This window comes from Caulobacter sp. GW821-FHT10A10, assembly GCF_059415745.1.
In genome coordinates, this window is sequence record NZ_JBWKNV010000006.1 from 80206 (window position 1) to 103123 (window position 22918).

General features: G+C 70.2%; 17 protein-coding genes and 1 other annotated feature. Of the genes, 9 read left to right on the forward strand and 8 right to left on the reverse strand.

Features of this window, described 5'->3' with window-relative positions; all coding sequences use genetic code 11:
* Positions 1-7: 7 nt before the first annotated feature.
* Positions 8-2218, forward strand: a complete 2211-nt coding sequence (locus AC07NS_RS16870) for a S9 family peptidase (protein WP_494605045.1) — start codon at positions 8-10, stop codon at positions 2216-2218.
* A 55-nt stretch (positions 2219-2273) separates the two neighbouring features.
* On the forward strand, positions 2274-3848 hold the full coding sequence (locus AC07NS_RS16875; protein WP_494605047.1) for an amidase: 1575 nt from the start codon (positions 2274-2276) through the stop codon (positions 3846-3848).
* 378 nt (positions 3849-4226) lie between these two features.
* Here the strand turns inward: AC07NS_RS16875 and AC07NS_RS16880 are convergent, their stop codons facing one another.
* The 6 genes from AC07NS_RS16880 to AC07NS_RS16905 form a co-directional block, all read right to left on the reverse strand.
* Positions 4227-4376, reverse strand: coding sequence for a hypothetical protein (locus AC07NS_RS16880; protein ID WP_494605049.1), 150 nt, complete (start codon positions 4374-4376; stop codon positions 4227-4229).
* Positions 4370-4870 (reverse strand): hypothetical protein, encoded by a 501-nt coding sequence (locus AC07NS_RS16885; protein ID WP_494605050.1) that lies wholly within the window; start codon positions 4868-4870, stop codon positions 4370-4372. The genes AC07NS_RS16880 and AC07NS_RS16885 overlap by 7 nt, the downstream gene beginning before the upstream one ends.
* Positions 4867-6267, reverse strand: a complete 1401-nt coding sequence (locus tag AC07NS_RS16890) for a hypothetical protein (protein WP_494605052.1) — start codon at positions 6265-6267, stop codon at positions 4867-4869. The genes AC07NS_RS16885 and AC07NS_RS16890 overlap by 4 nt, the downstream gene beginning before the upstream one ends.
* A complete protein-coding gene (locus AC07NS_RS16895; RefSeq protein ID WP_494605053.1) occupies positions 6264-7844 on the reverse strand; it encodes a tetratricopeptide repeat protein in 1581 nt (526 codons plus the stop codon). Before AC07NS_RS16895 ends, AC07NS_RS16890 begins: the two co-directional genes overlap by 4 nt.
* A 498-nt stretch (positions 7845-8342) precedes the next feature.
* Positions 8343-9575, reverse strand: coding sequence for an acyl-CoA dehydrogenase family protein (locus tag AC07NS_RS16900; protein WP_494605055.1), 1233 nt, complete (start codon positions 9573-9575; stop codon positions 8343-8345).
* Between the two features lie 14 nt (positions 9576-9589).
* Positions 9590-10705 (reverse strand): acyl-CoA dehydrogenase family protein, encoded by a 1116-nt coding sequence (locus AC07NS_RS16905; RefSeq protein WP_494605057.1) that lies wholly within the window; start codon positions 10703-10705, stop codon positions 9590-9592.
* 142 nt (positions 10706-10847) lie between these two features.
* Between AC07NS_RS16905 and AC07NS_RS16910 the strand changes: the two genes are divergently transcribed.
* Positions 10848-11402 (forward strand): hypothetical protein, encoded by a 555-nt coding sequence (locus AC07NS_RS16910; RefSeq protein WP_494605059.1) that lies wholly within the window; start codon positions 10848-10850, stop codon positions 11400-11402.
* Positions 11403-11574: 172 nt separating this feature from the next.
* Here AC07NS_RS16910 and AC07NS_RS16915 read toward each other — a convergent pair whose 3' ends face one another.
* Entirely contained in the window at positions 11575-12225 is a 651-nt protein-coding gene (locus AC07NS_RS16915; protein ID WP_494605061.1) for an OmpW/AlkL family protein, read from the reverse strand.
* Positions 12226-12351: 126 nt separating this feature from the next.
* Between AC07NS_RS16915 and pepN the strand changes: the two genes are divergently transcribed.
* The 6 genes from pepN (at position 12352) to AC07NS_RS16945 (ending at position 21238) form a co-directional block, all read left to right on the forward strand.
* Entirely contained in the window at positions 12352-14943 is a 2592-nt protein-coding gene (pepN, locus tag AC07NS_RS16920) for an aminopeptidase N (RefSeq protein ID WP_494605063.1), read from the forward strand.
* Between the two features lie 450 nt (positions 14944-15393).
* Complete coding sequence (pleC, locus tag AC07NS_RS16925) at positions 15394-17862, forward strand: cell cycle histidine kinase PleC (RefSeq protein ID WP_494605065.1); 2469 nt, start codon at positions 15394-15396, stop codon at positions 17860-17862.
* 69 nt (positions 17863-17931) lie between these two features.
* Complete coding sequence (locus AC07NS_RS16930; RefSeq protein ID WP_494605067.1) at positions 17932-18309, forward strand: VOC family protein; 378 nt, start codon at positions 17932-17934, stop codon at positions 18307-18309.
* Between the two features lie 77 nt (positions 18310-18386).
* Positions 18387-19520, forward strand: a complete 1134-nt coding sequence (locus AC07NS_RS16935) for a helix-turn-helix domain-containing protein (protein ID WP_494605069.1) — start codon at positions 18387-18389, stop codon at positions 19518-19520.
* A gap of 129 nt (positions 19521-19649) precedes the next feature.
* Positions 19650-20435, forward strand: coding sequence for a MipA/OmpV family protein (locus tag AC07NS_RS16940; RefSeq protein WP_494605071.1), 786 nt, complete (start codon positions 19650-19652; stop codon positions 20433-20435).
* Positions 20436-20446: 11 nt separating this feature from the next.
* Complete coding sequence (locus AC07NS_RS16945; protein ID WP_494605072.1) at positions 20447-21238, forward strand: CPBP family glutamic-type intramembrane protease; 792 nt, start codon at positions 20447-20449, stop codon at positions 21236-21238.
* On the opposite strand, the gene AC07NS_RS16950 is transcribed toward AC07NS_RS16945, so the two are convergent.
* The gene (locus AC07NS_RS16950) at positions 21222-22694 is read right to left on the reverse strand and encodes a SulP family inorganic anion transporter (RefSeq protein ID WP_494605074.1); all 1473 of its coding nucleotides are present in this window, start codon (positions 22692-22694) and stop codon (positions 21222-21224) included. The genes AC07NS_RS16945 and AC07NS_RS16950 overlap by 17 nt on opposite strands.
* 20 nt (positions 22695-22714) lie before the next feature.
* Positions 22715-22768, reverse strand: a sequence feature (sul1 is cis-regulatory element that is thought to sense ions involved in sulfur or methionine metabolism; They are found in Alphaproteobacteria).
* Positions 22769-22918: the final 150 nt, after the last annotated feature.

Below are 22918 nucleotides of genomic sequence, written 5' to 3' on the forward strand. Positions count from 1 at the left end.
CCGCGCCATGATCCGTCCCTCGCTCCTGGCCCTGTCGGCCTGTCTCGCCCTGGCCCATCCCGTGATGGCCGAAAAACTCACCCCCGAGCGCCTGTTCGCCGATCCGGACATCAACGGCCCGACGGCCAAGGGCGTGGCCCTGTCGCCGGACGGCAAGCGGGTGACCTATCTAAAGGCCAAGGCCGAGGCGGCCAACGTGCAGGACCTGTGGGCGGTCGACGTGGCCGGCGGCGAGCCCTACCGCCTGATCGACGCCAACGCCCTGTCGTCGGGCGACAAGGAGCTGTCGGAGGCCGAGAAGGCCCGCCGCGAGCGCGCCCGGGTGCTGGCCCGCGGCGTCGTGGAATACAGCTGGGACAGCGAGGGCCGCTTCGTGCTCGTGCCGCTGGACGGCGACCTCTATGTGGACAGCGTCGCCGACGGCAAGGTGCGCCGCCTGACGCAGACCCCGGGCGACGAGGTGGACGCCAAGGTCTCGCCGAAGGGCAAGTTCGTCTCCTACGTCCGCGACCAGAACCTCTATGTGCGGCCGCTGGCCGGCGGCGACGAGACAGCGGTGACGACCGAGGGCAAGGACGCCGTCTCGTTCGGCGTGGCCGAGTTCATCGCCCAGGAGGAGATGGATCGCGACACCGGCTACTGGTGGTCGCCCGACGAGACCCGCATCGCCTTCACCCGCGTCGATGAGAGCGGCGTCGATATCGTGCCGCGCGCCGACATCGGCCCGACGGGCGCGACCGTGGTCGAGCAGCGCTATCCGCGCTCGGGCCGCCCGAACGCCGTGGTCGAGCTGTTCGTCAAGGACCTGGCCTCGGGCAAGGTCGTGCAGATCGACCTGGGTTCGAACAAGGACATCTACCTAGCGCGCGTCGCCTGGTCGAAGGACGGCAAGACCCTCTACGTCCAGCGCCAGAGCCGCGACCAGAAGACCCTGGAACTGATCGCCTTCGATCCGGCCAAGGGTGCGGGCAAGACGATCCTGACCGAGACCGATCCGCACTGGGTGGAGTTGCACGACGACTTCCGCGCCCTGAAGGACGGCTCGTTCCTGTGGTCGTCGGAGAAGTCGGGGAACAAGCACCTCTATCACTACGCCGCCGACGGCAAACTCCTCGCGCAAATGACCAAGGGCGACTGGCCGGTCGACAAGATCGAGGCGGTCGACGAGAAGCGCGGCCTCGTCTTCTTCGGGGCCTCGATCGACACCCCGATCGAGCGCCGGCTCTATTCGGTGTCGTACATCAAGCCCGCCGCCCCGGTCGCCATGACCCCGGCCGGCGGCTGGTGGACCGCCAAGGTCGCCGCCACCGGCGCCTTCGTCGGCTCCTATTCGGACCCGAAGACCCCGCCGCAGACGGCGCTCTACGACCCGGCCGGCAAGCGCGTGCGCTGGATCGAGGAAAACAAGCTCGGCGCCGGCCATCCCTACGCCCCCTATGCCGAGAGCCACATCGTGCCGGAGTTCGGCACGCTGAAGGCCAGCGACGGCCAGGTGCTGCACTGGTCGCTGCTGAAGCCGGCCGACTTCGACGCGAGCAAGAAGTATCCGGTGATCGTCTCGGTCTATGGCGGCCCGCACGCCCAGCGCGTGACGAAGAGCTGGGGCGTCAACGACGAGGCCTTCGCCAACGCCGGCTACGTGGTGTTCAAGCTCGACAACCGCGGCTCGTCCAACCGCTCGACGGCGTTCAAGACGGCGCTGGACCGCCGGATGGGCACGGTCGAGGTCGAGGACCAGTTCGCCGGCGCGGCCTTCCTGAAGACCCTGCCCTACGTCGACCCGGACCGCCTGGGCGTGATGGGCTGGTCGTACGGCGGCTTCATGACCCTGATGATGCTGACCGCCGAGGGCACGCCCTTCACGGCCGGCGTCGCGGGCGCCCCGCCGACGGAGTGGGGCCTCTACGACACCCACTACACCGAACAGTTCATGGGCAAGCCGGACGAGAACAAGGCCGGTTATGCGCAGTCGGACGTGCTGAACCGCATCGACCACCTCAAGCCGGGCAGCCTGATGTTGATCCACGGCATGGCCGACGACAACGTGATCTTCGAGAACAGCACCCGCGTGCTGGCGCCCTTGCAGAAGAAGGGCATCGCCTTCGAGACCATGCTCTATCCCGGCGAGCGCCACAGCGTGATCCGCAGCCGGAGCAAGGGCCTGCACGTCATGAAGACGCACCTCGACTTCTTCGACCGCAAGCTGAAGGGCGAGTGATCGAAATGAACGGCCCCGGTTCTCGCCGGGGCCGTTTTCGCATGGAGGGTGGAGCTTGAAGCGTCTGTTGCTGCTCGGCGGAGCCGCCCTGCTGCTCGTGGGCCCGGCCCAGGCCGCGCCCCGCGCGGAGATCGTCCACAAGCTGGATTTCGCCGGCGCCGAACCCACCCTGGAGGCGGGGCAGGCCGTACAGTCGGCCGGCGCGACGGCCGACATGATCGTCAGCGGCTATCTGGAGCGCCGCCGGGAACTCGATCCGCGCCTGAACAGCATCATCGCCGTCAATCCCGACGCCCTGAAGATCGCCCGCGCCCTCGACGCCGAGCGCAAGGCGAGCAAGACGCGCGGCCCGCTCCACGGCCTGCCGATCCTGATCAAGGACAACATCGAGACCCTCGATCCGATGGCCACCACGGCCGGCTCGCTGGCGCTGAAGGACAACGTCACCGGCCGCGACGCCCCGCTGGTCGCCCGGCTGCGGGCGGCGGGCATGGTGGTGCTGGGCAAGGCCAACCTGTCGGAATGGGCCAATATCCGCTCGCCGCGCTCGACCAGCGGCTGGAGCGCGGTCGGCGGCTTCACGCGCAATCCCTACGCCCTGGACCGCAGTCCCTGCGGCTCGTCCAGCGGCTCGGCCGCGGCCGTGGCGGCGGGGCTCGCGCCGGCCGCGATCGGCACCGAGACCGACGGCTCGATCACCTGCCCCGCCGCCATGAACGGGCTGGTCGGCCTCAAGCCGACCGTGGGCCTTGTTTCACGCACCCATGTCGTGCCGATCAGCCACAGCCAGGACACCGCCGGCCCGATGACCCTGACGGTGCGCGACGCGGCCCTGCTGCTCACCGCTCTCGCCGGCTCCGATCCCACCGACCCGGCCACGGCGGAGGCCGACGCCCGCAAGAGCGACTACGCCGCCGGCCTGTCGAAGGACGCGCTGAAGGGCGTCACCCTGGCGGTGGCGCGGTTCTACACCGGCGGCTCGCCCCAGACCGACGCGGTGTTCGAGCAGGCCCTGAAGGATCTCGCCGCGCAGGGCGCGACCCTGGTCGAGGTGAAGACCTTTGACGAAGACCCCGTCGGCCGGACCGAGGGCGTGGTGCTCTACACCGAGTTCAAGGCCGACATCGCCGCCTACCTGGCCTCGACCGACCCCAAGAAGGTTCCGGCCCGCACCCTGGCCGACCTGATCGCCTTCAACGCCGCGACGCCGGCCGAGACCCGCTGGTTCGGCCAGGAGACCTTCGAGAAGGCGCAAGCGACCAAGGGCCTCGACGATCCCGACTACCTGAAGGCCAAGGCCGACGCCAGGCGGCTGGCCGGACCGGAAGGCATCGACAGGATCCTGAAGGAGACCGGCGCGGTGGCGATCATCGCCCCGACGACGGGTCCGGCCTGGACCACCGACCCGGTCAACGGCGACCACTATGGCGGCTCGGCCACCACCCTGCCCGCCGTCGCCGGCTATCCACACCTGACCGTGCCCATGGGCCAGGTCGAAGGCCTGCCCGTGGGCCTGTCGTTCATCGGCCCGGCCTGGAGCGAGGCGCGACTGCTGAGCCTGGCCTATGCGTACGAGCAGGCGACCCAGCGGCGGAAGGCTCCGGAGATGCGGGAGACGGTGGGGCGGTAGGCTTGATCCCTCTCTTTTTGAGAGAGGGAGGGGCCTTGGCGAAGCCATGGGAGGGTGAGAGGTTACACGCTGTCCGGATGGCCGCGGACCTGACAAAGCCCCTCAAAGCTCAAAGCAAAAACCCTCCGTCATCCCGGAAAGCGCGCAGCGCTTATCCGGGACCCAGGGGACTAGACTGGGCGGCTCGATCAGGCGTCCCAGCGGCCGCCGATGCATTGCGGCCGCCCCTGGGTCCCGGCTCTTCGCGCTACGCGCTTCGGCCGGGATGACGGCATGAGGGAAGTTGGGTTCTTCCTGCCAGCGGTGAAACCTCTCACCCTCCCACGCCTTTGGCGCGGGCCCCTCCCTCTCTCTCAGAGAGAGGGCGCGCACGGCGCATCACACCTTCGGGCGGATCACGTCGATCGGCGGCGGGGGCGGGGTGACTTCGGAGGGGCGCGGCGGCGGGGGCGGGCCGTAGCCGTGCGGGGTGGCGCAGGCGGTCAGCAGCGCGGCGGCCAGGCCCAGCAGCGCGAGGCGCGTCAGCATCCGCGGGTTCCGGGGAACAGGCCAAGCCCGGCGCGGAAGCAGCGGTGCTCGCCGCGCGGATCCCAGTATTCGGTCGAGCCGTCGGTGCGCTTGATAGCCCAGCGCTCGCCGGTCTGGCCGTCGCGGCCGACCACGGCGATGTCGCCCGGGCCGCGCGAGGTGACCGCATAGCCGTCGCCGGTCAGGGCGTCGGAAGCGCAGGCCTCCGTCACGCCCGGCTTGGACAGGTCGCCGCGCAGGCCGGCCGAGGAGCCGGTGCGCTGGTTGTAGGCCGAGACCTCGGTCCCGCCCTGGCCGCTGACGAACACCTGGGTGCCGGTGGCGCGGTCATAGGTCATGACGTCCGGCGCCTGCCCGGTCAGGGGCGCGCCGCAAGGACCGCCACGGCCGGCGGGGCGCTTGGCGGCGACGGGTCCCGGCCCGGGCTGGGCCTGGGCGAGGCCGGCGGCGGCCATCGAAAGGGCCAGGGCGCCGATGGCGAGCGTGCGGATCATCGCGGAGCTCCTTGAGGGGCGGCGACAGGACCGCCGGCGGCGGCCGAAGCGTCGTAAGGGTCGGCGGGACCGCCAGCCAGGGCGGCGGGCGCGGGGCCGCTCAGGGTCGCCACGGCGCTGGTCGGCCAGTAGCTGTCGTAGTCCTGGCGGGCGCGGTCGCGCGGCGTGCGGAACAGCTCCGGCGCCTCGAACCACGGACGGCAGGTCAGGGCGCCGTCGAAATAGCCGGTGATCAGGGCCTCGCAGCCGCCGGGGCGGGCGAAGACGCGGTTGTCGCGGGCGCGGATCTGGGCGCCGCTGTCGGCGAACAGCCCCGCGCGCATGACGCCGGCGATGGCGTTGTCGGAGGCGAAGACCACGCCCGAGGCGGCGTAGATGCCGACGTCGGCGGCTTCCAGCTGACCGTCCAGCACGCGCAGGTCGGCGCCCTCCAGCACCACCGCCCAGTCGCTGTCGCGGACCACGGGGCGCTGCAGCGTCGTCTCGCCGCCGCTGATGTAGATGCCGCGCGAGAAGCCGTCGGTCGACAGGCCGTCGATCTGCACCAGTTGATCCCGGTTGACGCCGGTCAGCACGAAGCCGGCCGAGCTGCGCACGCGCGAGGAGCCGGTCCAGTCGCCCAGGCGTACGACCCGAACGTCGCGCAGGCGGCTGTCGCGGCCGGTCTCGACGGCCATGCCGATGGCGGTGGCGGCGACGTCGACGTCCTGGGCCTGCAGACCGCCCGACAGCTTGACCACCGGGGCGCGGGTGCGGCCGACGAAGGCGGTCTGGTAGAGCTCCACCCGGCTGTCGGCGACGTCGATGGCCGAGCCCTCGCCGTCGTAGCGCACGACCACGCCCTTGAGGGCCAGCTCGGTGGCGCGGCCGACGATGCACGAGGCGGTTCCGCCACGCGTCGATTCCAGGCCCAGGTTCTCGAGCACCACATAGGCCACGCCGGGCGCGATACGGATGCAGGGCTGGTCGGCCGGCGCCATCAGGATCGGCCGGGCGCGCGAGGGGCTGTAGTCGCGGGCGACGATATGCACCGCGCGGGTGACGTTCAGCGTCTCGACGCAGGCCCCGCCATTGCGGGAGACCAGGGTGAGGGTGTCGCCGTCATAGAGGCGCGAGAGCACGTCGCTGACCTCGCCCGGATAGGCGACGTCGCAGTCGACGCTGGTGCGATAGCGCTCGTACGGGCGCGAGGGATAGTAGGGCCGGCGCGGCGGCTTGCGCTTGGGGACGTAGCCCTTGCAGCCGTGCGACAGGGCCGGCTGGATCAGCAGGCCGAAACACGGGCGGATCTGCTGGTCGACCTTGGCGTCCGGCGAGGCCAGGGCGGCTTGCGGCGCGCCGACGGCGGTAAGGCTGAGAGCGACGAGTCCCGCCGCGAACAGGCGAAGGCGTCTCATCGATAGTCCCTTTCAGCGTTCGACGGGCCGGGAGCGTTCGCGGGGCCGGCATAGGGTCTGGCCTCGTACGGCCGGGGCCGCTCGCCCGGGGCGCGGGGCGGGCGCGAGACCTGGGCCAGCAACTGCTGCAGCCGCCAGACCGACGGCTTGAAGCCGGCCAGGGCGCCGTCCAGCTGGTAGACCACCGCCTTGGCGCGGTCCTGGTCGGCCACGCCCTGCAGGCCCAGCGAGAAGAAGGTCGACATGGCGTACTTGGCCTCGGCCGAGCCCTGGCGTTCGGCCTCCTCGTACCAGTGGTAGGCGCGGGCGTAGTCGCGCGGCACGCCGACGCCCTCGGAGTACATCACCGCCAGCACCAGCTGGGCCTTGGACGAGCCGTTGACGGCCGCGTACTGCACCGCCCTCACCTTCTCGATCGGCGTCAGGCGGCCGGTGGTCGGGCGGCCGATCGAGGCCTGGAAGGTCTGGGCGTCGCCCGACGCCAGCAGCCGCTCGTCGAGCAGCGGCGCGGGGATGATCCGCAGATAGGCCAGGGCCTCGCCGATATGCACGAAGGGCAGTTCGTGCAGCCGGGCCAGGGCCGCCTCGCGCGCCTCGCCCGACGGATCGCTCTCGTCGGAATGGGGCACGCCGCTGTCGGGGGAGTCGGCCGGATAGAACTCGTAGGGCGGGATCCAGCGCTTGGCCTTGCCCTCGACGAAGCCGCCGTAGGAGGCCCTCTGCGGCGAGGAACGCTCGAAGTCCTTGAGCATGACATAGGCCGAGACGTCGCCGGTCTGCACCGCCAGATAGTTATAGAGATAGGCGTCGACGTCGTTGCGGCGGAAGAGGTCGAGCGCGGCCGGGGCGCCGACGTGCTTGCGGTCGCCATAGGCCTCGACGGCCTGGAGATTGTCGGACGGCTCGCCATAGGGGCCGAAATAGCCGTCGTGCATGCGCGCCAGGGCCCGGAAGCCGTCGGCGCCCTGCGTCGACAGGATGTAGATCACCCGGTTGCGGACCTGCTCGCGCTCCTCGGTCGACATGCGCGAGAGCTGGCGATCGAGTGCGCCGTAGGCGGCGTGACGCTCATAGGCGCGGCAGTCGTCGAAGCGCGACAGGGCCTTGCCCGGCTTGCCGCGCGGCTCGTAGGCGGCGATCGGGGCGTAGCCGGCCGGATTGGCCAGGGCCATGGCGTACCAGGTGGCCGCCTCGACCGGATCGTCGAGGTTCTTGTCGGCCGCCCGCTGGCCCTCATAGCGGCGGGCCAGCTCCAGCTGGGCGAAGAAGTCGCCGCGGAAGCCGCCCTGGCGCAGGTTGCGGATCTCGATCTGCTGCTGGTTGAACTGGCCCGAGACGCCCTGGGCCGCCTGCGGGCGCGGACAGGCGCCGGCGCGCTTGGCGAACAGCTGGTTGGCGGAAAAATCGCAGCCGAACAGCGGCATGGCGACCAGGGTCGCGGCGGCCACGCCGAGCGGCAGGCGGCGGGTCGGCCCAAGGTGCGTCCACGACCGCGTCGCGATCCACGACCGCGCGGCCCGCCCCGCTCGGAGCCCCCGGCCAAGGAGGGCGGAAACAGCGTCGCTGGCCTCGTGCATCGCTCCCCTCCAGCCCGCCGTTAACCATAAAGCAGAGTCACTCATGAGCCGTCGGCGGCGACGCTGTCAAGCTCGCCAGACCTCTGTTCGACCACTGTCGGTCGCCATGCCTTAATTGGAACGTGGAACGGGCGCGCCAGTCGGCTAATTCCGTGTAATCACACGATTTTCGCCTGTCAGGGGATCGTCATTTTTCGCGCGTGGGGCGAGTTGGCGAAGGCGGTTCGCCCGGGCGATTCTCGCACTCACGACCCCTCTCTCATGGAGAGAGGGAGGGGCCCGCCGCGAAGCGGTGGGAGGGTGAGAGGTTTCACCGCTTGCCGGCGAACCTCGAGCCTTTCCATGAGATGGTTGCGAGGGAGGGGAACAGGCGATCTCGACGGGGCGGCGGTGGCCGTTCGACCGCGCTTCGATCGGCTGGCTTTGTTACCTCTCACCCTCCCACGCCTTTCGGCGCGGGCCCCTCCCTCTCTCAAAGAGAGAGGGATTGTCGGTCCCTCACCTGCCCGTCGGCATGTCCTTGAACGCCACGTCCTTATCCACCCGCACGTCACCGGGCAGGCCCAGGACCCGTTCGGCGATGATGTTCTTGAGGATCTCGTCGGTGCCGCCGGCGATGCGCAGGCCAGGGGCCCACATCAGGCTCTGCTGGAAAGTCGCGCCGGCCGCGGCTTCGGGGCCGGTGAGGATCCCGTACTCGCCCTGCATCTCGACGGCGGTGTTGGCCAGGTCCTGCAACTGGTTGGCCGAGATGATCTTACCGATCGAGCTTTCCGGACCCGGGGTCTGGCCGCGCGACAGGGCGGTCATGGTGCGGAAGCGGGTGAACTTCAGACCCTGCGAGGCCACGAACCAGTCGGCCAGCTTCTCGCGGAAGGCGTCGTTGGCCAGGGCGGGACCATCTTCGCCTGGCAGGGCGCGGGCCAGCTCCAGCACCTCGCGGTAGTTGGGACCGGCCGAGCCGCCGACGGCCAGGCGCTCGTTCATCAGGGTGACGAGAGCCACCTGCCAGCCCTGCCCCACCTCGCCCAGGCGCTGGCTGTCCTTGACCCGCAGGTCGCTGAAATAGACCTCGTTGAACTCGCGCCCGCCCGACATCTGGTGGATCGGCCGGCACTCGACGGCCGGATCGCGCATGTCGATCCAGAACATGGTCAGGCCCTTGTGCTTGGGCACGTCGGGATCCGTACGCGTCAAGAGAATGCCGAAGTCGCTGTAGTGGGCGCCGGTGGTCCAGACCTTCTGGCCGTTGATCACCCAATCCGCATCGGGGGCGTCGCCGTCACGCACGGCGCGCGTGCGCAGGGCCGCGACGTCAGAGCCGCCGGCCGGTTCGGAGAACAGCTGGCACCAGATCTCCTCGCCCTTCACGGCCGGGGAGACGAAGCGCTTCTTGGTGTCGGTGTCGGAGAAGGCCATCACCGTCGGCACGCACATGCCGAGACCGATGGTGAAGTAGCCGTAAGCGACACCGGCCTTGCCCTCTTCCTGGCCGAAGATCACCGACTCGATCGGCGTGCCTCCGCCCCCGCCCACGGCGGCGGGCCAGGTGATGCAAGCGTAGCCCGCGGCGGCCTTGCGGGCCTGCCAGGCCTTGGCGGCGGCCATGTGCTCGGGGGTGTTGGGCTTGGGCTCGCCATGCTGCGCCTTGTGGGCGGCGGCGGCCTCTTCCAGCCAGGCGCGGGCCTTGTCGCGATAGGCGGCTTCGCTGGGGGAGTCGTTGAAGTCCATGATCCTGTTCTCCCTTAAGCCGCGTTCTTCTTCTCGAGCTCGCTCACCAGCCGCTCCTTCCAGAGCCGGGGCGAGCCGGCCACGAGGGAGAGCTGCCGCGAGCGGCGGTAGTAGAGGTGGCAGTCGACCTCCCAGGTGAAGCCCATGCCGCCGTGCACCTGGACGCTTTCCTTGCTGGCGAACCAGAAGGCCTCGGAGGCGGCGATGCGAGCGGCGGCGGCGGCCGTGGGCAGCTCGGGAGCGTCGTCGTTTAGAGCCCAGGCGCCGTAATAGGCGTTGGAGCGGGCGACCTCGTTCTTGACGTACATGTCGGCCAGCTTGTGCTTGATCGCCTGATAGCCGGCGATCACCCGGCCGAAGGCGTAGCGGCCCAGGGCGTATTCCTTGGCCATCTCCAGGCAGCGGTCGGCGCCGCCCAGCTGCTCGAAGGCCAGCAGCACGGCCGCGCGGTCGAGGATGCTCTGCACGAGGTCGAAGCCCTCGCCCGCCGCGCCCAGCCGCTCGGCGGCGGCGCCGTCGAAGGTCAGGCGGGCGACGCCGCGGGTGGGGTCCAGGCTCTCCAGCGTTTCGCGCTTCACGCCGGCGCCGGTCAGGTCGACGAGGAAGAGGCCGGGCTTGCCGCCCTCGGACGCCAGGACGATGGCGGTATGGGCGATGTCGCCGTCGGTGACGGGGATCTTCACGCCGGTGAGCTTGCCGCCCTCGACCTTGGCCGACAGGGCCGAGGGGGTGAGCGCGCCGGGGCCTTCGCTGACGGCCAGGCAGCCGATCAGCTCGCCGGAAGCGATCTTCGGCAGGATGGCGGCCTTCTGGGCGTCGGAGCCGTGCGCCATCACGGCCTCGGCCAGGACATAGACGGTGGAGGCGAAGGGGATCGGGGCGACGGCGCGGCCCAGCTCCTCGGCGATGGCGCAGAGCTCGACTCGGCCGAGGCCCAGGCCGCCGTGCTCCTCGGGAATAGCCGCGCCCAGCCAGCCCTGCTCGGCGACGGCGGCCCAGAGGGCCTGGTCGTGGCTGCGAGCCGGATCGTCCAGCACCCCGCGCACCACGGCGGGCGGACAGCGGCCGCTCAGGAACTTGCGGGCCTCGTCCTTGAGGAACTTCTGGTCGTCGGAATAGTCGAAATCCACGGCCGTTTCTCTCCCTTGGCCGTTCTGGCGACGGCCGTTGGAAGCGACGATGACCGAGCTTTCCGTGCGTGGAAAGATTGACCCGGCGTCAAGAATTTCAGGTTCTTATGCGACCCGAGTATTTGGAGCCGTCCGGAGTCCCATGGCCAAGACCGTCTACCAGCGGAACCAGAAGGTTTGGGTCGAGAGCGTCGGCGCCTGGGCGACGATCGAGAAGATCGTGCCCATCTGGGCCAAGGGCTTCGACGAGCCCGTGCGGGTCACCTACGACGTCGGCTTGGGCCGCGAGTTCCTGGCCCACGAGCTGAAGCCCGAGGACAAGATGGACCCGCAGGAAGGCGGCGTCCTGTCGAACTGGCGCGTGCTGCGCGCCCGCAACAAGTGGCAGCAGGAGGGCGACTGCCTGCACCACCCCTTCCCCGGCACCTATCCGGTGGTGGTCACCGATCCCAACGACTGGGGCGGCTGGCGCACGCCCGGGGCCGAGTACGACCGCGACCCGCGCAAGATCGAGTTCCAGGCCAAGCTGATCGCCACCGCCCCGCGCCTGCACGCCCTGGCCCGCGAGATCGTGACCCTGGTCGGCGATCACCCGGAAGACGCGCCCCCCGCCCTGCTGGCCCTGGCCCAGAAAGCCGCGGCGATCGAGCGGGAGCTGCACGAGACGCCGGCGGCGAGCGGATCGGTGGAAGGGTAGCTCCCTTTCCTTTGCTCCCGTCATTCCCGCCCTTGTGGCGGGAAGCCCTGGTTCCGCCGACACGCGAGATGCAAGCGGCGTGCTGAGCACGCCGCCACTACTGTCCTTGCGGCTGACAGAGGGGTTCCCGCCACAAGGGCGGGAATGACGGGCGTTTTGGGATCTCCAGGCTCTAGAACCGCCGCCCGATCCCCACCGAGACCACCATCGGGTCCAGGTTCACCTTCGACTTCAGCGCGCCGCCGTTGATCTTGGCGTCGGTCTCGAACCACACCTTCTTGACGTCGAGATTGACAACGTAAGGCCCCTTCACGGCGATGTCGGCGCCGGCCTGCAGGGCGTAGCCGAAGCCGTCGTCGAGATCGACGGTGAAGCCGTTGCGGTCCTTGCCGCTGTAGAACAGCATGTAGTTCAGCCCCGCGCCCACATACGGATTGAACCGGGCCTTGGGCGCGAAGTGGTACTGGGCCGAGACCACCGGCGGCAGCACCCAGGTCTTGTGCACGACGACGTCGGTTCCCGGCCCCACGGCCTTGACGGTGTGCTGGGTCGTGCCGGCGATCACCTCGACGGCCAGCTTGTCGGTGATGAAGTAGGAGACGCCCAGGGTCGGCTTGACGTCGTCCTTGACGTCGGCCTTCAGGCCGGTGGCCGCGCCGGCCGAGGTGACGATCGGGTCGCCCGCGTCGGGCAGCACGCCGGTGGCGCGCAGGTTGACCTGCCAGGTCCCCTTGGCGGCGGGCGTGAAGGCCTCCTGGGCTTGTGCGCCGGTCGCGGCGGCGAGCGTCAGGCCGGCCAGCAGGGCGAGGCGGAGGGCGGTCATGATCTTATCCCCTTGGAGTTCGACGCGTCGAGGCGTCGTCAGGGGGTGATGCGCCCGGCGGCGCGACCGCACATTGATCCGCCTCAAGCCCTCGCCCCGGCCCCGACGGGCGACTACATTGGCGGGATGCGCACCGAAACGCCCCAGCCGATCCGGCTCTCCGACTATCGTCCGTTCCCGTTCGAGATCGAGACGACGCACCTGTCGTTCCAGCTGGAGCCGTCCGCCACGCGCGTGACCGCCACGCTGAAGGTGCGCCGCACGGGCGCGGCCGGCGAGCCGCTGTTGCTGAACGGCGAGCGCCTGGCGTTGAAGGCGATCGCCATCGACGGCCAGGCCCTGAGCGCCAACCAGTACGAGCTGGACGACGAGCGCCTGACCATCGCCGACGTCCCCGACGCCTTCGAACTGGTGACCGAGGTCGAGATCGATCCGTCGGCCAACAAGGCGCTGATGGGCCTCTACATGTCGGGCGGCCGGTTCTGCACCCAGTGCGAGGCCGAGGGCTTCCGCACCATCACCTTCTTCCCCGACCGGCCTGACGTGCTGAGCCGCTACACCGTGCGGATCGAGGCCGACGCTGCGTTCGAGCACCTGCTGAGCAACGGCAACCTGATGGAGGCCGGCCAGCTGAAGAACGGCCGCCACTTCGCCATCTGGAACGACCCCTTCCCCAAGCCCGCCTATCTGTTCGCCCTGGTGGCCGGGCGGCTGGACGTGCTGGAGGACGACTTCGTCACCATGAGCGGCCGCACCGTGGCGCTGAAGGTGTTCGTCGATCCCGGCCAGGCCCCGCGCGCCGCCTATGCCCTGGACGCCCTGAAGCGCTCGATGAAGTGGGACGAGGAGGCGTTCGGCCGCGAATACGATCTGGACCTGTTCATGATCGTGGCCGTGCGCGACTTCAACTTCGGGGCCATGGAGAACAAGGGGCTGAACATCTTCAACTCCTCGCTCCTGCTGGCCGAGCCGGAGACGGCGACCGACTTCGACTACGAGCGCATCGAGAGCGTCGTCGCCCACGAATATTTCCACAACTGGACCGGCAACCGCATCACCTGCCGCGACTGGTTCCAGCTGTGCCTGAAGGAAGGCCTGACGGTCTTCCGCGACCAGAGCTTCAGCGCCGACATGCGCGGCGCGGCCGTGCAGCGGATCAAGGACGTGAAGGCCCTGCGCGCCCGCCAGTTCGCCGAGGACGCCGGCCCGCTGGCCCACGCCGTGCGGCCGTCGAGCTATCTGAAGATCGACAACTTCTACACCGCGACCATCTACGAGAAGGGCGCGGAGATCATCCGCATGCTGAAGACCATCCTGGGCGCCGACGCGTTCCGGGCGGGCCTGGACCTCTATTTCGAACGCCACGACGGTGAGGCGACCACGGTCGAGGCCTTCGTCGCCTGTTTCGCGGAAGCTTCGGGCCGCGACCTTTCGAGCTTCTTTTCCTGGTACGAACAGGCCGGCACGCCTTCGGTGTCGCTGACCCACGCCTATGACGCGGACGCCAAGGCGCTGTCGATCACCCTGAGCCAGAAGACCGCGCCCACCAGCGGCCAGCCGGTGAAGAAGGCCCTGCCGATCCCCGTCACCATCGGCCTGCTCTCCCAGGCCGGCGCGCCCCTGCGCGACAGCGAGGTGCTGCTGCTGGAGGGCGAAAGCCTGACGGTGCGCTGGGAGGACGTTGCGGAAGCGCCGGTGATCTCGGCCCTGCGCGGCTTCTCGGCCCCGGTGACCCTGACCACCGACGCGCGGCCCGCCGACGCCTATGTGCTGTTCGCCGCCGATCCGGATCTCTTCAACCGCTGGGAAGCCGGCCAGGGCCTGGCCCGCGGGCTGATCCTGGCCCGCGCGGCGGGGGCTCCCGACGAGGTCGGCGAGGAGCGCTACGCCCAGGCGCTCGGCCAGGCGCTGGACGACGCCGCCGCCGATCCGGCCTTCAAGGCCCTGCTGCTGGCCCTGCCGAGCGAGGGCGACCTGGCCCTGGCCGTCGATCCGGCCGATCCGGGCGCGATCCACGCCGCCCGCGACGCCCTGCGCGCCCGCATCGCCGTGCACCTGGGCGAGCAGCTGGCCCGCATCCACGGCGCCATGCAGAGCGACGGCGAGTTCTCGCCCGACGCCGCCTCGGCCGGCCGCCGGGCCCTGCGCAACGCCTGCGTCGACCTGCTGGCGGCCGATCCGCACGCCGACAACGTGCAGCGCATCGTCGGCCATTTCGAGGCCGCCGCGGCCCTGACCGACGCCATGGGCGGCCTCTCGGCCCTGCTGGCCGTCGGCGGCGAGCCCTGTGAGAAGGCTCTGGCGGCCTTCCACGCCAAGTGGCGGCACGAGCCGCTGGTGCTGGACAAGTGGTTCTCGGTGCAGGCCCGCGATCCGTCGGAAGGGGCGCTGAAACGGGTTCTGGCCCTGACCGAGCACGAGGACTTCGACGCCGGCAACCCCAACCGCTTCCGCGCCCTGGTGCAGGGCTTCGCCAGCGCCAACCCGGCCCGGTTCCACGATCCCAGCGGCGCGGGCTACCGCTTCCTGGCCGACCAGATCCTGGCCGTGGACGGCTTCAACCCGATGACGGCGGCCCGCCTCGTCGAGCCCCTGGGCGGCTGGCGGCGCTACGTCCCGGCCCTGGGCGACCTGATGCGGCGCGAACTGGAACGCGTGAAGGCCGCGCCGGGGCTGTCGAAGAACGTGCTGGAACTGGCCGGGCGCGCGCTGGACTAGATGCGCGATCCCTCTCCCCTTGCGGGAGAGGGTGGCCTCCCGGAGGGAGGTCGGGTGAGGGGTCTCTCAGAAATTCAAGCTGCGTGTGCGGCTGCTAGGTTGGGTGGGGCGTCTCATATCTGAGAGACCCCTCATCCGTCGGCCGGAGTTTACCCTCGGGCCGGCTTCGCCGGACCCGGGGGGCCGCCACCTTCTCCCGCTGGGGGAGAAGGAAGCCCTCTGGCGCGAGCCTGGGGTGATTCTTCCGCGCAACGGTTGCGACCAAAGCGCTCAGCCCCCAGGGATTCGCGTCTCCCCAGGGTGACGGCGACCGAACGCGTACGGTAGATTCACCATAAGGGGCGAACTGACTCGCCCCGGGGTGTGCTGGAGCAATCGGCGTTGCGAATTGGCGGGGCGAAACCCGGAAGGACGGCGAAGGCCGGACTTTCGGCTGCGGGCGCGGCTCGCATGCGCGCCGCCCGGTCGTCGCAGGCCTATGTCCGCGTCGTGATCCTGGCCGCCCTGCTGCTGCTGGCCGTCTACACCGCCCTCGGCGTCGTCAAGCTCCAGAAGGAAGCCGCCGCCCCGCCCGGCGGCGCGGCCCTGGCCGCCCAGGCCCAGATCCTGTCGGGCAAGGTCGAGACCAATCTCGCCGCCCAGCGCGCCGGCCTGTCGGCGGCGGGCGACCTGCTGGAACGCGACCCGACCTCGGCCATGGACGCCTCGGAGACCGCCCTGCGCGCCGCCGGCGGCGAGGCCATGGCCGTGGCCGTGGCCACCACCGGCGAAGTCATGGCCGTCGCCGGCCGCGATCCTTCCGCCGACTGGCGTGAAGCGGCCCGCGCCGCCGCCGCCTCGGGCCGCAGCGCCTGGATCGGCGGCGTCGGCCGCAGCGGCCGCCTCTATGTGGCCATGGCCGCCCAGACCTCGGCCGGTCGCGGCTACGTCATCGCCGCCGGCGATCCCTCGCGCCTGCTGGGCGAGCCGGACAAGACCCAGTCCAACGCTCTCTTCCTGCCGGACGGCGGCCTGCTGGTCGGCGTCGGCCGCGCGGTGCAGGGCGCCGCCAGTCTCGACCAGGCCTACGCCCTGTCGGTGGAGGACCTGCAAGGCGGGGCCGCCGCCCTGACCGGCCGCGGCGTCGACGGCTCGGGCTTGGACGTGGCCTTCGAGCCCCTGGCCCAGGGCGCCCTGATCGCCGCCGTCAGCGCCCCCAGCCACACCGTCGCCAATGTCGACCGCCGCCTGATGGAAGGCGCGCTGACCCTGCTGATCCCGCTGGCCGCCGGCATCGCCCTGGCCTTGATCCTGATGCTGCAGAGCCGCCGCGCCGAGGCCGCCCAGCGCGAGTTCATCGACAGCGAGCAGCGCTTCCGCCTGGCCGTCGAAGCCGCCCGCTGCGGCATCTGGGAATGGGACCTCCGCTCGGACGAGGTCTACATGTCCGACGTCACCGGCGCGATGTTCGGCTGGGGCGGCGGCGGCGTCGCGCCCGGCGAGGATCTGGTCGAGCGGATCTCGTCGGACCACCGCGACCGCGTGCGCCAGGCCCTGGCCAACGCCGCCCAGTTCGGCGCCTTCGACGTCTCGTTCCGCATCCCGGCCCGCGAGCACGGCGGCCGCTCGATCTGGGTGGACGCCCGCGGCCAGGGCTTCGGCAAGCCGGGCGAGGACGGCTATTCGCGGATCATCGGCGTGGCGCTGGACGTCACCGAGGAGCGCTTGGCCCAGGCCCGCGCCCAGGCCGCCGAGAACCGCCTGCGCGACGCCATCGAGAGCGTGTCGGAGGCCTTCGTGCTCTGGGATCGCCAGGGCCGCCTCTTGATGTGCAACAGGAACTACCGCAGCGTCTTCTCGCTGGAGCCCCGGATCCTGAAGCCGGGCGCGGCCCGCGCCGAGGTCAACCGCTTCGCGGCCCTGGCCATCAAGCAGGAAATCCCCGACCCGACCGGCGCCAAGGGCGTGCGCGAGGCCGAGCTGAACGACGGCCGCTGGATCCAGATCAGCGAGCGGCGCACGGCCGAGGGCGGCCTCGTCATGACCGCCGCCGACATCACCGCCATCAAGACCCAGGAAGAGGCCCGCCGCCGCAACGAGGAGCAGCTGCAGAACGCCGTCGCCGGCCTGGAGCGCAGCCAGGAGCAGCTGGCCGAGCTGGCCCGCAAGTACGAGATGGAGAAGGTCAAGGCCGAGGGCGCCAACAAGGCCAAGAGCGAGTTCCTGGCCAACATGTCCCACGAGCTGCGCACGCCGCTGAACGCCATCAACGGCTTCTCCGAGATCATGATGAACGAGATGTTCGGCCCGCTCGGCGATCAGCGCTACAAGGGCTACAGCCTCGACATCCACAATTCCGGCCAGCACCTGCTGGCCCTGATCAACGACATCCTCGACATGTCGAAGATCGAGGCCGGCAAGATGAACCTGAAGTTCGAGCCGCTGCACCTGGAAGACGTCACCGAGGACGCCGTGCGCCTGGTGCGCAACCGCGCCGAGGCCGCCGGGCTGAAGCTGGAGGTCGACTTCCCGCCCCTGCCCGAGATCGAGGCCGACTACCGCGCGGTCAAGCAGGTGCTGCTGAACCTGCTGAGCAACGCCATCAAGTTCACCCCCCGCCAGGGCCGCGTCACCGTGCGCGCCGAGATCCGCCGCGATCCGCTGGGCGAGCGGGTGAAGGTGTCGGTCACCGACACCGGCATCGGTATCGCCGCCGAGGACCTGGCCCGCCTGGCCCGTCCGTTCGAGCAGGTGGAAAGCCAGCACTCCAAGACCACGCAAGGCACGGGCCTGGGCCTGGCCCTGACCAAGTCGCTGGTCGAGATGCACGACGGCGCCCTGGAGATGGTCTCCAACCCGGGCGAAGGCACCACGGTCAGCTTCATCCTGCCGGTCAGCCAGAGCAGCCCGATGAGCATCCGGGACTTCGCGGCGGCTTAAGCGCCCGGCCATTTGCCGACGCCAGCGTTCGGCGCCAAGGTCGCTCCCAGCAGCATGAGGGGGCAGGACGTGGCCGCGATCTCGGGAACAGCCGTCGCCTTCATCCACGTCAGCGACCGCCAGCGGGCGCTCGACTTCTACGGCCAGGCCCTGGGCCTTGCGGTGCGCAGTTCCGATCCGTTCGGCGACTTTCTGGAAGCCGGCGAGGCGCTGATCCGCCTGACCGCCCTGCCCGACTTCAAGGCCGGCGCCCATCCGGTGTTCGGCTGGAACGTCGAGGACATCGAGGCCGCCGTGCGGACCCTGGCCGGCCGGGGCGTGGTGTTCACGATCTACGAGGGCTTCGGCCAAGACGCCCTGGGTATCTGGACCGCCCCCGGCGGCGCAGCCAAGGTCGCCTGGTTCGCCGACCCCGACGGCAACGTGCTCAGCCTGTCACAGGCTTGAGGCGACGCACGTTCCGCGACACTCTCCGCGCCGTTTCGCGCGGAAGGCTTCCAGCGCGGTTTCGGGGAAATGACTGAATGAGCGGCGCCCTGGTGCTGATCCTGTCGTCGGCCGCCGCCATCGGGCTGTTCGCGGCGACGCAGCTGGTGCTGCGGCCCGGCTGGCGCAAGGCTCCGGCGACGGCGCTGGCGGTGTTCCTGCTGCTGAGCGCGCTGTCGGGCGTCGACCTGATCCTGGATCGTGGCGGCATCTATGCCGCCGCGCCGTGGGCGACGGGGATCCTGTGGTCGACCTCGCTGTTCCTGGGACCGGCGATCCTGGCCTATGTGGTGGCCATGACCGGGGATCCGGAGGCGGGGTGGAGCCCGGTGCGGATCGCCCGGCTCTGCTGGCCGGCGGGGATCGCCCTGCTGCTGGCCCTGCCGTTCTTCGCCCTGCCGATCCCGACCCGCATCGCCATCTACACCAGCGTGGGGGCCGAGACCGACGCCTGGGCCGGCCCGCTGCAACTGGCCTTCGTGGCGCTGTTCCTGGCGACGACCCTGGGCTATCTGGCCGCCGCCTTCCGGGTGATGGGACGGCACGTGCGGCGGGTGCGCGACCTCTTCTCCAACATCGAGAACCGCACCCTGAGTTGGCTGCGGGTGCTGCTGCTGGTGATGCTGGCGGCCTGGATCTGGGGCGCGGTGAAGTCGGGGCTGGCGCTGAACGTCTCGCATGCCGACTGGCTGGATGTCGCCGGCGCGGCGGTGGAGCTGGCCTGGACGGCGGCCATCGGCCTCTTCGGGCTGTCGCAACAGCCGATCTTCACACCCCAGACCGAGACGCCCAAGGCCCTGCCGCCGGCCGAGAAGTACGCCCGCTCGGCCCTGTCCGAAGCGCGCCAGATCGAGATCGCCGCGCGGCTGGACCGGGCGATGGCGGCCGACGCCCTGCATCGCGACCCGCTGCTGTCGCTGAGCGCCCTGGCGGCCCGCATCGGCGTCTCGCCCAACCACCTGTCGCAGGTGCTGAACGAGCATCTGGGCCAGAGCTTCTTCGACTATGTGAACCGCTGGCGCGTCGACGAGGCCGTCGAGCGGATCCGCACCACCAACGAGGCCATACTGGCGATCGCCTATGGGGTGGGCTTCAACTCGCGCTCCACCTTCAACGCCGCGGTCAAGAAGCACGCCGGCCGGCCGCCCAGCGCCTTCCGCCCCGCCGCCTGACGCCCCCCAGCAATGTCCGATCCGGCAGGATCGGAAGCCCGCCCCCTTCGAGCCTACCCGTCCGGACGACGCCCGACGGCGTCTGCTCCAGCGTCATGACCGTCACCTCCCCGTTCGAGAGCAACAGTCATGATCCTCCGCCTGAAGGGCGCCGCCCTGGCCGCCTGCGCCCTGGCGCTCCACCCGTTCGCCGCCCGTGCGCAGAGCGAGGAGCCCGACCATCTGCTGCTGCTGGGCGCCGGCGTCTATGCGACCAGCAATCCCTATGAGAGCGCCCGCGAGAAGACCGAGACCGGCATCCTGCCGCTGTTCTTCTACCAGAACCGCTACCTGACCGCCGACCTGTCGGGCCTGGCGGTGAAGGCCCACGAGACCGAGCATTTCAAGCTGGAGGGCCGGATCAGCCCGCGCTTCCAGCTGGTCGATCCGAAGGACACCCGCGACTTCGCCTTCCTGGAGCGCGACACCGGCGTCGACGTCGGCGCGCGGTTCAGCGGCTTGGCCGGCCCGGCGACCCTGAGCCTGGAGCTGCTGGCCGACGCCACGGGCGAGACCGAGGGCCAGGAGATCAATCTCGACCTGACCCTGGCCGCCCAGCCCTCCGAGCGGCTGTCGATCGAAGCCGTGGCGGGCCTGTCGTGGAAGGACGAGAAGCTGGCCACCTGGCTCTACGGTCTGCGCGAGAGCGAGGTCGCCCTGGCCCTGGCTTACGAGTTCGGCCGCACGGCCCGGGCCCCGTCGGGCGGGGTGGTCGTGCCCTCGCTGGGGGTCCAGGCCCGCTACCAGCTGACCGAGCGGCTCTATGTGATCGCCGCCGCCGAGGTCGAGGTGTTCGACGACGACATCAAGGACAGCCCGTTGATGGCCAAGGGCCAGACGGCCGCCGGCTTCGTCAGCCTCGTTCGCCGGTTCTAGGCGTGCGACCGGTGCACGCCTCGCACATTTCGGTCGTGCCCAGCGGGCTGACTCTGGCCTGGGAAACCTTGCTCATCCTGCTGATCTGGGGAGCCGCCGTCGCGCCGATGGGCGTGCTGGCCTGGGTCGTCGCGCCCCGGCTGATGACGCCCGGCGATCCGCTGCCGGGGCTGGTATTCTGGCGCATGGTGGTGATCGGCATGGCCTGGCAGGGCGTGCTGGCCCTGGTCGTGCTGAGGCTGGAGGGCGTGGCCTTCACCCTGCCCGCCCTGCGCCGAAGGCTGTGGCTGAAGGCGCCGACCTGGCGGTCCAGCGGCCGGCCGTTCGCCTCGGCCTTCCTGCTGGTCCCGCTGTTCGTGGGCCTGGGCTTCCTGGGCGACGAGGCGGTCGGGGCGCTGTTCCAGGCCACGCCCTTCGGACAGCGCCTTGCCGAGACGGCGCCGGCCTTCGCCCAGATCGAGCACCTGATCACGCCCGACGCCAGGGGCCGCTGGGACATACTGGCCCTGGCCCTGGTCTCGAGCCTCTTCAACTACGCCCTGGGCGAGGCCCTGCTGTTCCACGGCGTGCTGCTGCCGCGCATGGAGCGGGCCTGGGGGCGCTGGGCGTGGCTGGGCAACGGGCTGCTGATGGCCGCCTACCACGTGCACAAGTTCTGGATCATGCCTGGCCTGGTGATCAGCTGCCTCTGCTACAGCCTGCCGGCCCAGGCCTTCCGGTCGAACTGGCTGGCCGTGGTGATCCATGGCGTGGAAGGCGTGGTGCTGATCGCCGCCGTGCTGATCGTCATCCTGCAGCCGTGAGGGCGCCGTCGGGAGCGCCCAGCCTCGACACCAGCGCCGTTCCCGCCGGATCTAGGCCGACGACCGACACCACCGCGCCCTGGCGGCGATAGCGCGACACCACCTTGTCGAGCGCCCCGACGGCGGTCAGGTCCCACAGGCGCACGCCGGCCATGTCGATCTCGACCCGCTCGGGATGGCCGTGGAACTCGAAGCCGGCGGCGAACAGCTCGGCCGAGACGAAGAACAGCTGGCCCTCGACGACGTAGCGGCGGACGGTCTCGTCGCTGTCCGCCCGCTCCTTCACCGCGATCATCTTCCCGACCTTGCGGGCGAAGAACAGCACGCTGAGCAGCACGCCCAGCACGACGCCTTTGGCCAGGTCGCGGGTCGCCAGCACCGTCACGGTCGTGGCCAGCATGACGATGGTCGACTGCACCGGCGTCGAGCGCAGCTTGCGCACCGAGTTCCAGTCGAAGGTGGTGAACGAGACCATGATCATCACCGCCACCAGGGCGGCCATCGGGATCCTGGCCACCCAGTCGCGCAGCACCAGGATCAGGATCAGCAGGAAGAGGCCCGCCCAGAAGGTCGACAGGCGCGAGCGGCCGCCGGACTTCACATTGATGATCGACTGGCCGATCAGGGCGCAGCCGGCCATGCCGCCCAACAGCGGCGAGACGAGGTTGGCTATGCCCTGCCCCCGCGCCTCTCGGTCCTTGTCCGACGGGCTGTCGGTCAGGTCGTCGAGCAGGTTGGCGGTCAGCAGGCTTTCCAGCAGGCCCACGAACGCCAGGGTCAGCGAGACCGGGGCGATGATCATCAGGGTCTCGAGCGTCAGCGGCACGGCCGGAAGGTGGAAGCCGGGCAAGGCCGTCGGAAGCTGGCCCATGTCGCCCACCGTGCGCACCGGCAGGTTCAGGGCGATGGCAACGGCGCTGAGCGCCAGGATCGCCACCAGCGACGACGGGACGGCCCTGGTCAGGCGCGGGAAGAGATAGATGATCGCCAGACCCGCTCCGACCAGGGCGAAGGTCTGCCAGTTGCCGCCGATCAACTGGGGCATCTGCGCCATGAAGATCAGGATGGCCAGCGAGTTGACGAAGCCGCTCATCACCGAGCGCGACACGAACTTCACATAGCGGCCCAGGCGCAGGGTCCCGATGACGATCTGGATGACGCCGGTCAGCAGGCTGGCGGCGAACAGATATTCGACGCCATGCTCGCGCACGAGGCCGCCCATCAGCAGCGACATGGCCCCGGTGGCGGCCGAGATCATCGCCGGCCGGCCGCCGACGAAGGCGATGGTCATGGCGATGACGAACGAGGCGTAGAGGGTCACGGCCGGGTCGACGCCGGCGATGAACGCGAAGGCCAGGGCCTCGGGGATCAGGGCCAGGGCGACGACCGTGCCGGCCAGCAGGTCGCGGCCAGGATTGGCGAGCCATTGCTGGCGCGTCTTGGCGAGGAAGCTCATGGAGATCTGTCTTGGGTGCGGGTTTCCCGAGGGATCGGCGCCCGGGGTAGCCATCCGGCGAGGCCGGATCCGTTGTGCGGCCTGCTGATGCCGCATCCGGCGGCGCGGGGCAAGCCTGGCCGCGGCGAACCATTTTTTGCGTCCCGACTGGCTCCACGTGCGGTTTCATGCTCCGGCTGCGTCAAGACAACGGGGCCCGAGCAACGTGCGCCCCGCTTTGGTGG

Excerpts from the sequence above, each read along its gene's own strand:
- AC07NS_RS16870 (WP_494605045.1), top strand. The coding sequence starts at position 8 with ATGATCCGTCCCTCGCTCCTGGCCCTGTCGGCCTGTCTCGCCCTGGCC.
- AC07NS_RS16880 (WP_494605049.1), bottom strand. The coding sequence starts at position 4,376 with ATGCTGACGCGCCTCGCGCTGCTGGGCCTGGCCGCCGCGCTGCTGACC.
- AC07NS_RS16885 (WP_494605050.1), bottom strand. The coding sequence starts at position 4,870 with ATGATCCGCACGCTCGCCATCGGCGCCCTGGCCCTTTCGATGGCCGCC.
- AC07NS_RS16890 (WP_494605052.1), bottom strand. The coding sequence starts at position 6,267 with ATGAGACGCCTTCGCCTGTTCGCGGCGGGACTCGTCGCTCTCAGCCTT.
- AC07NS_RS16895 (WP_494605053.1), bottom strand. The coding sequence starts at position 7,844 with ATGCACGAGGCCAGCGACGCTGTTTCCGCCCTCCTTGGCCGGGGGCTC.
- AC07NS_RS16900 (WP_494605055.1), bottom strand. The coding sequence starts at position 9,575 with ATGGACTTCAACGACTCCCCCAGCGAAGCCGCCTATCGCGACAAGGCC.
- AC07NS_RS16910 (WP_494605059.1), top strand. The coding sequence starts at position 10,848 with ATGGCCAAGACCGTCTACCAGCGGAACCAGAAGGTTTGGGTCGAGAGC.
- AC07NS_RS16915 (WP_494605061.1), bottom strand. The coding sequence starts at position 12,225 with ATGACCGCCCTCCGCCTCGCCCTGCTGGCCGGCCTGACGCTCGCCGCC.
- pepN (WP_494605063.1), top strand. The coding sequence starts at position 12,352 with ATGCGCACCGAAACGCCCCAGCCGATCCGGCTCTCCGACTATCGTCCG.
- pleC (WP_494605065.1), top strand. The coding sequence starts at position 15,394 with ATGCGCGCCGCCCGGTCGTCGCAGGCCTATGTCCGCGTCGTGATCCTG.
- AC07NS_RS16935 (WP_494605069.1), top strand. The coding sequence starts at position 18,387 with ATGAGCGGCGCCCTGGTGCTGATCCTGTCGTCGGCCGCCGCCATCGGG.
- AC07NS_RS16940 (WP_494605071.1), top strand. The coding sequence starts at position 19,650 with ATGATCCTCCGCCTGAAGGGCGCCGCCCTGGCCGCCTGCGCCCTGGCG.
- AC07NS_RS16950 (WP_494605074.1), bottom strand. The coding sequence starts at position 22,694 with ATGAGCTTCCTCGCCAAGACGCGCCAGCAATGGCTCGCCAATCCTGGC.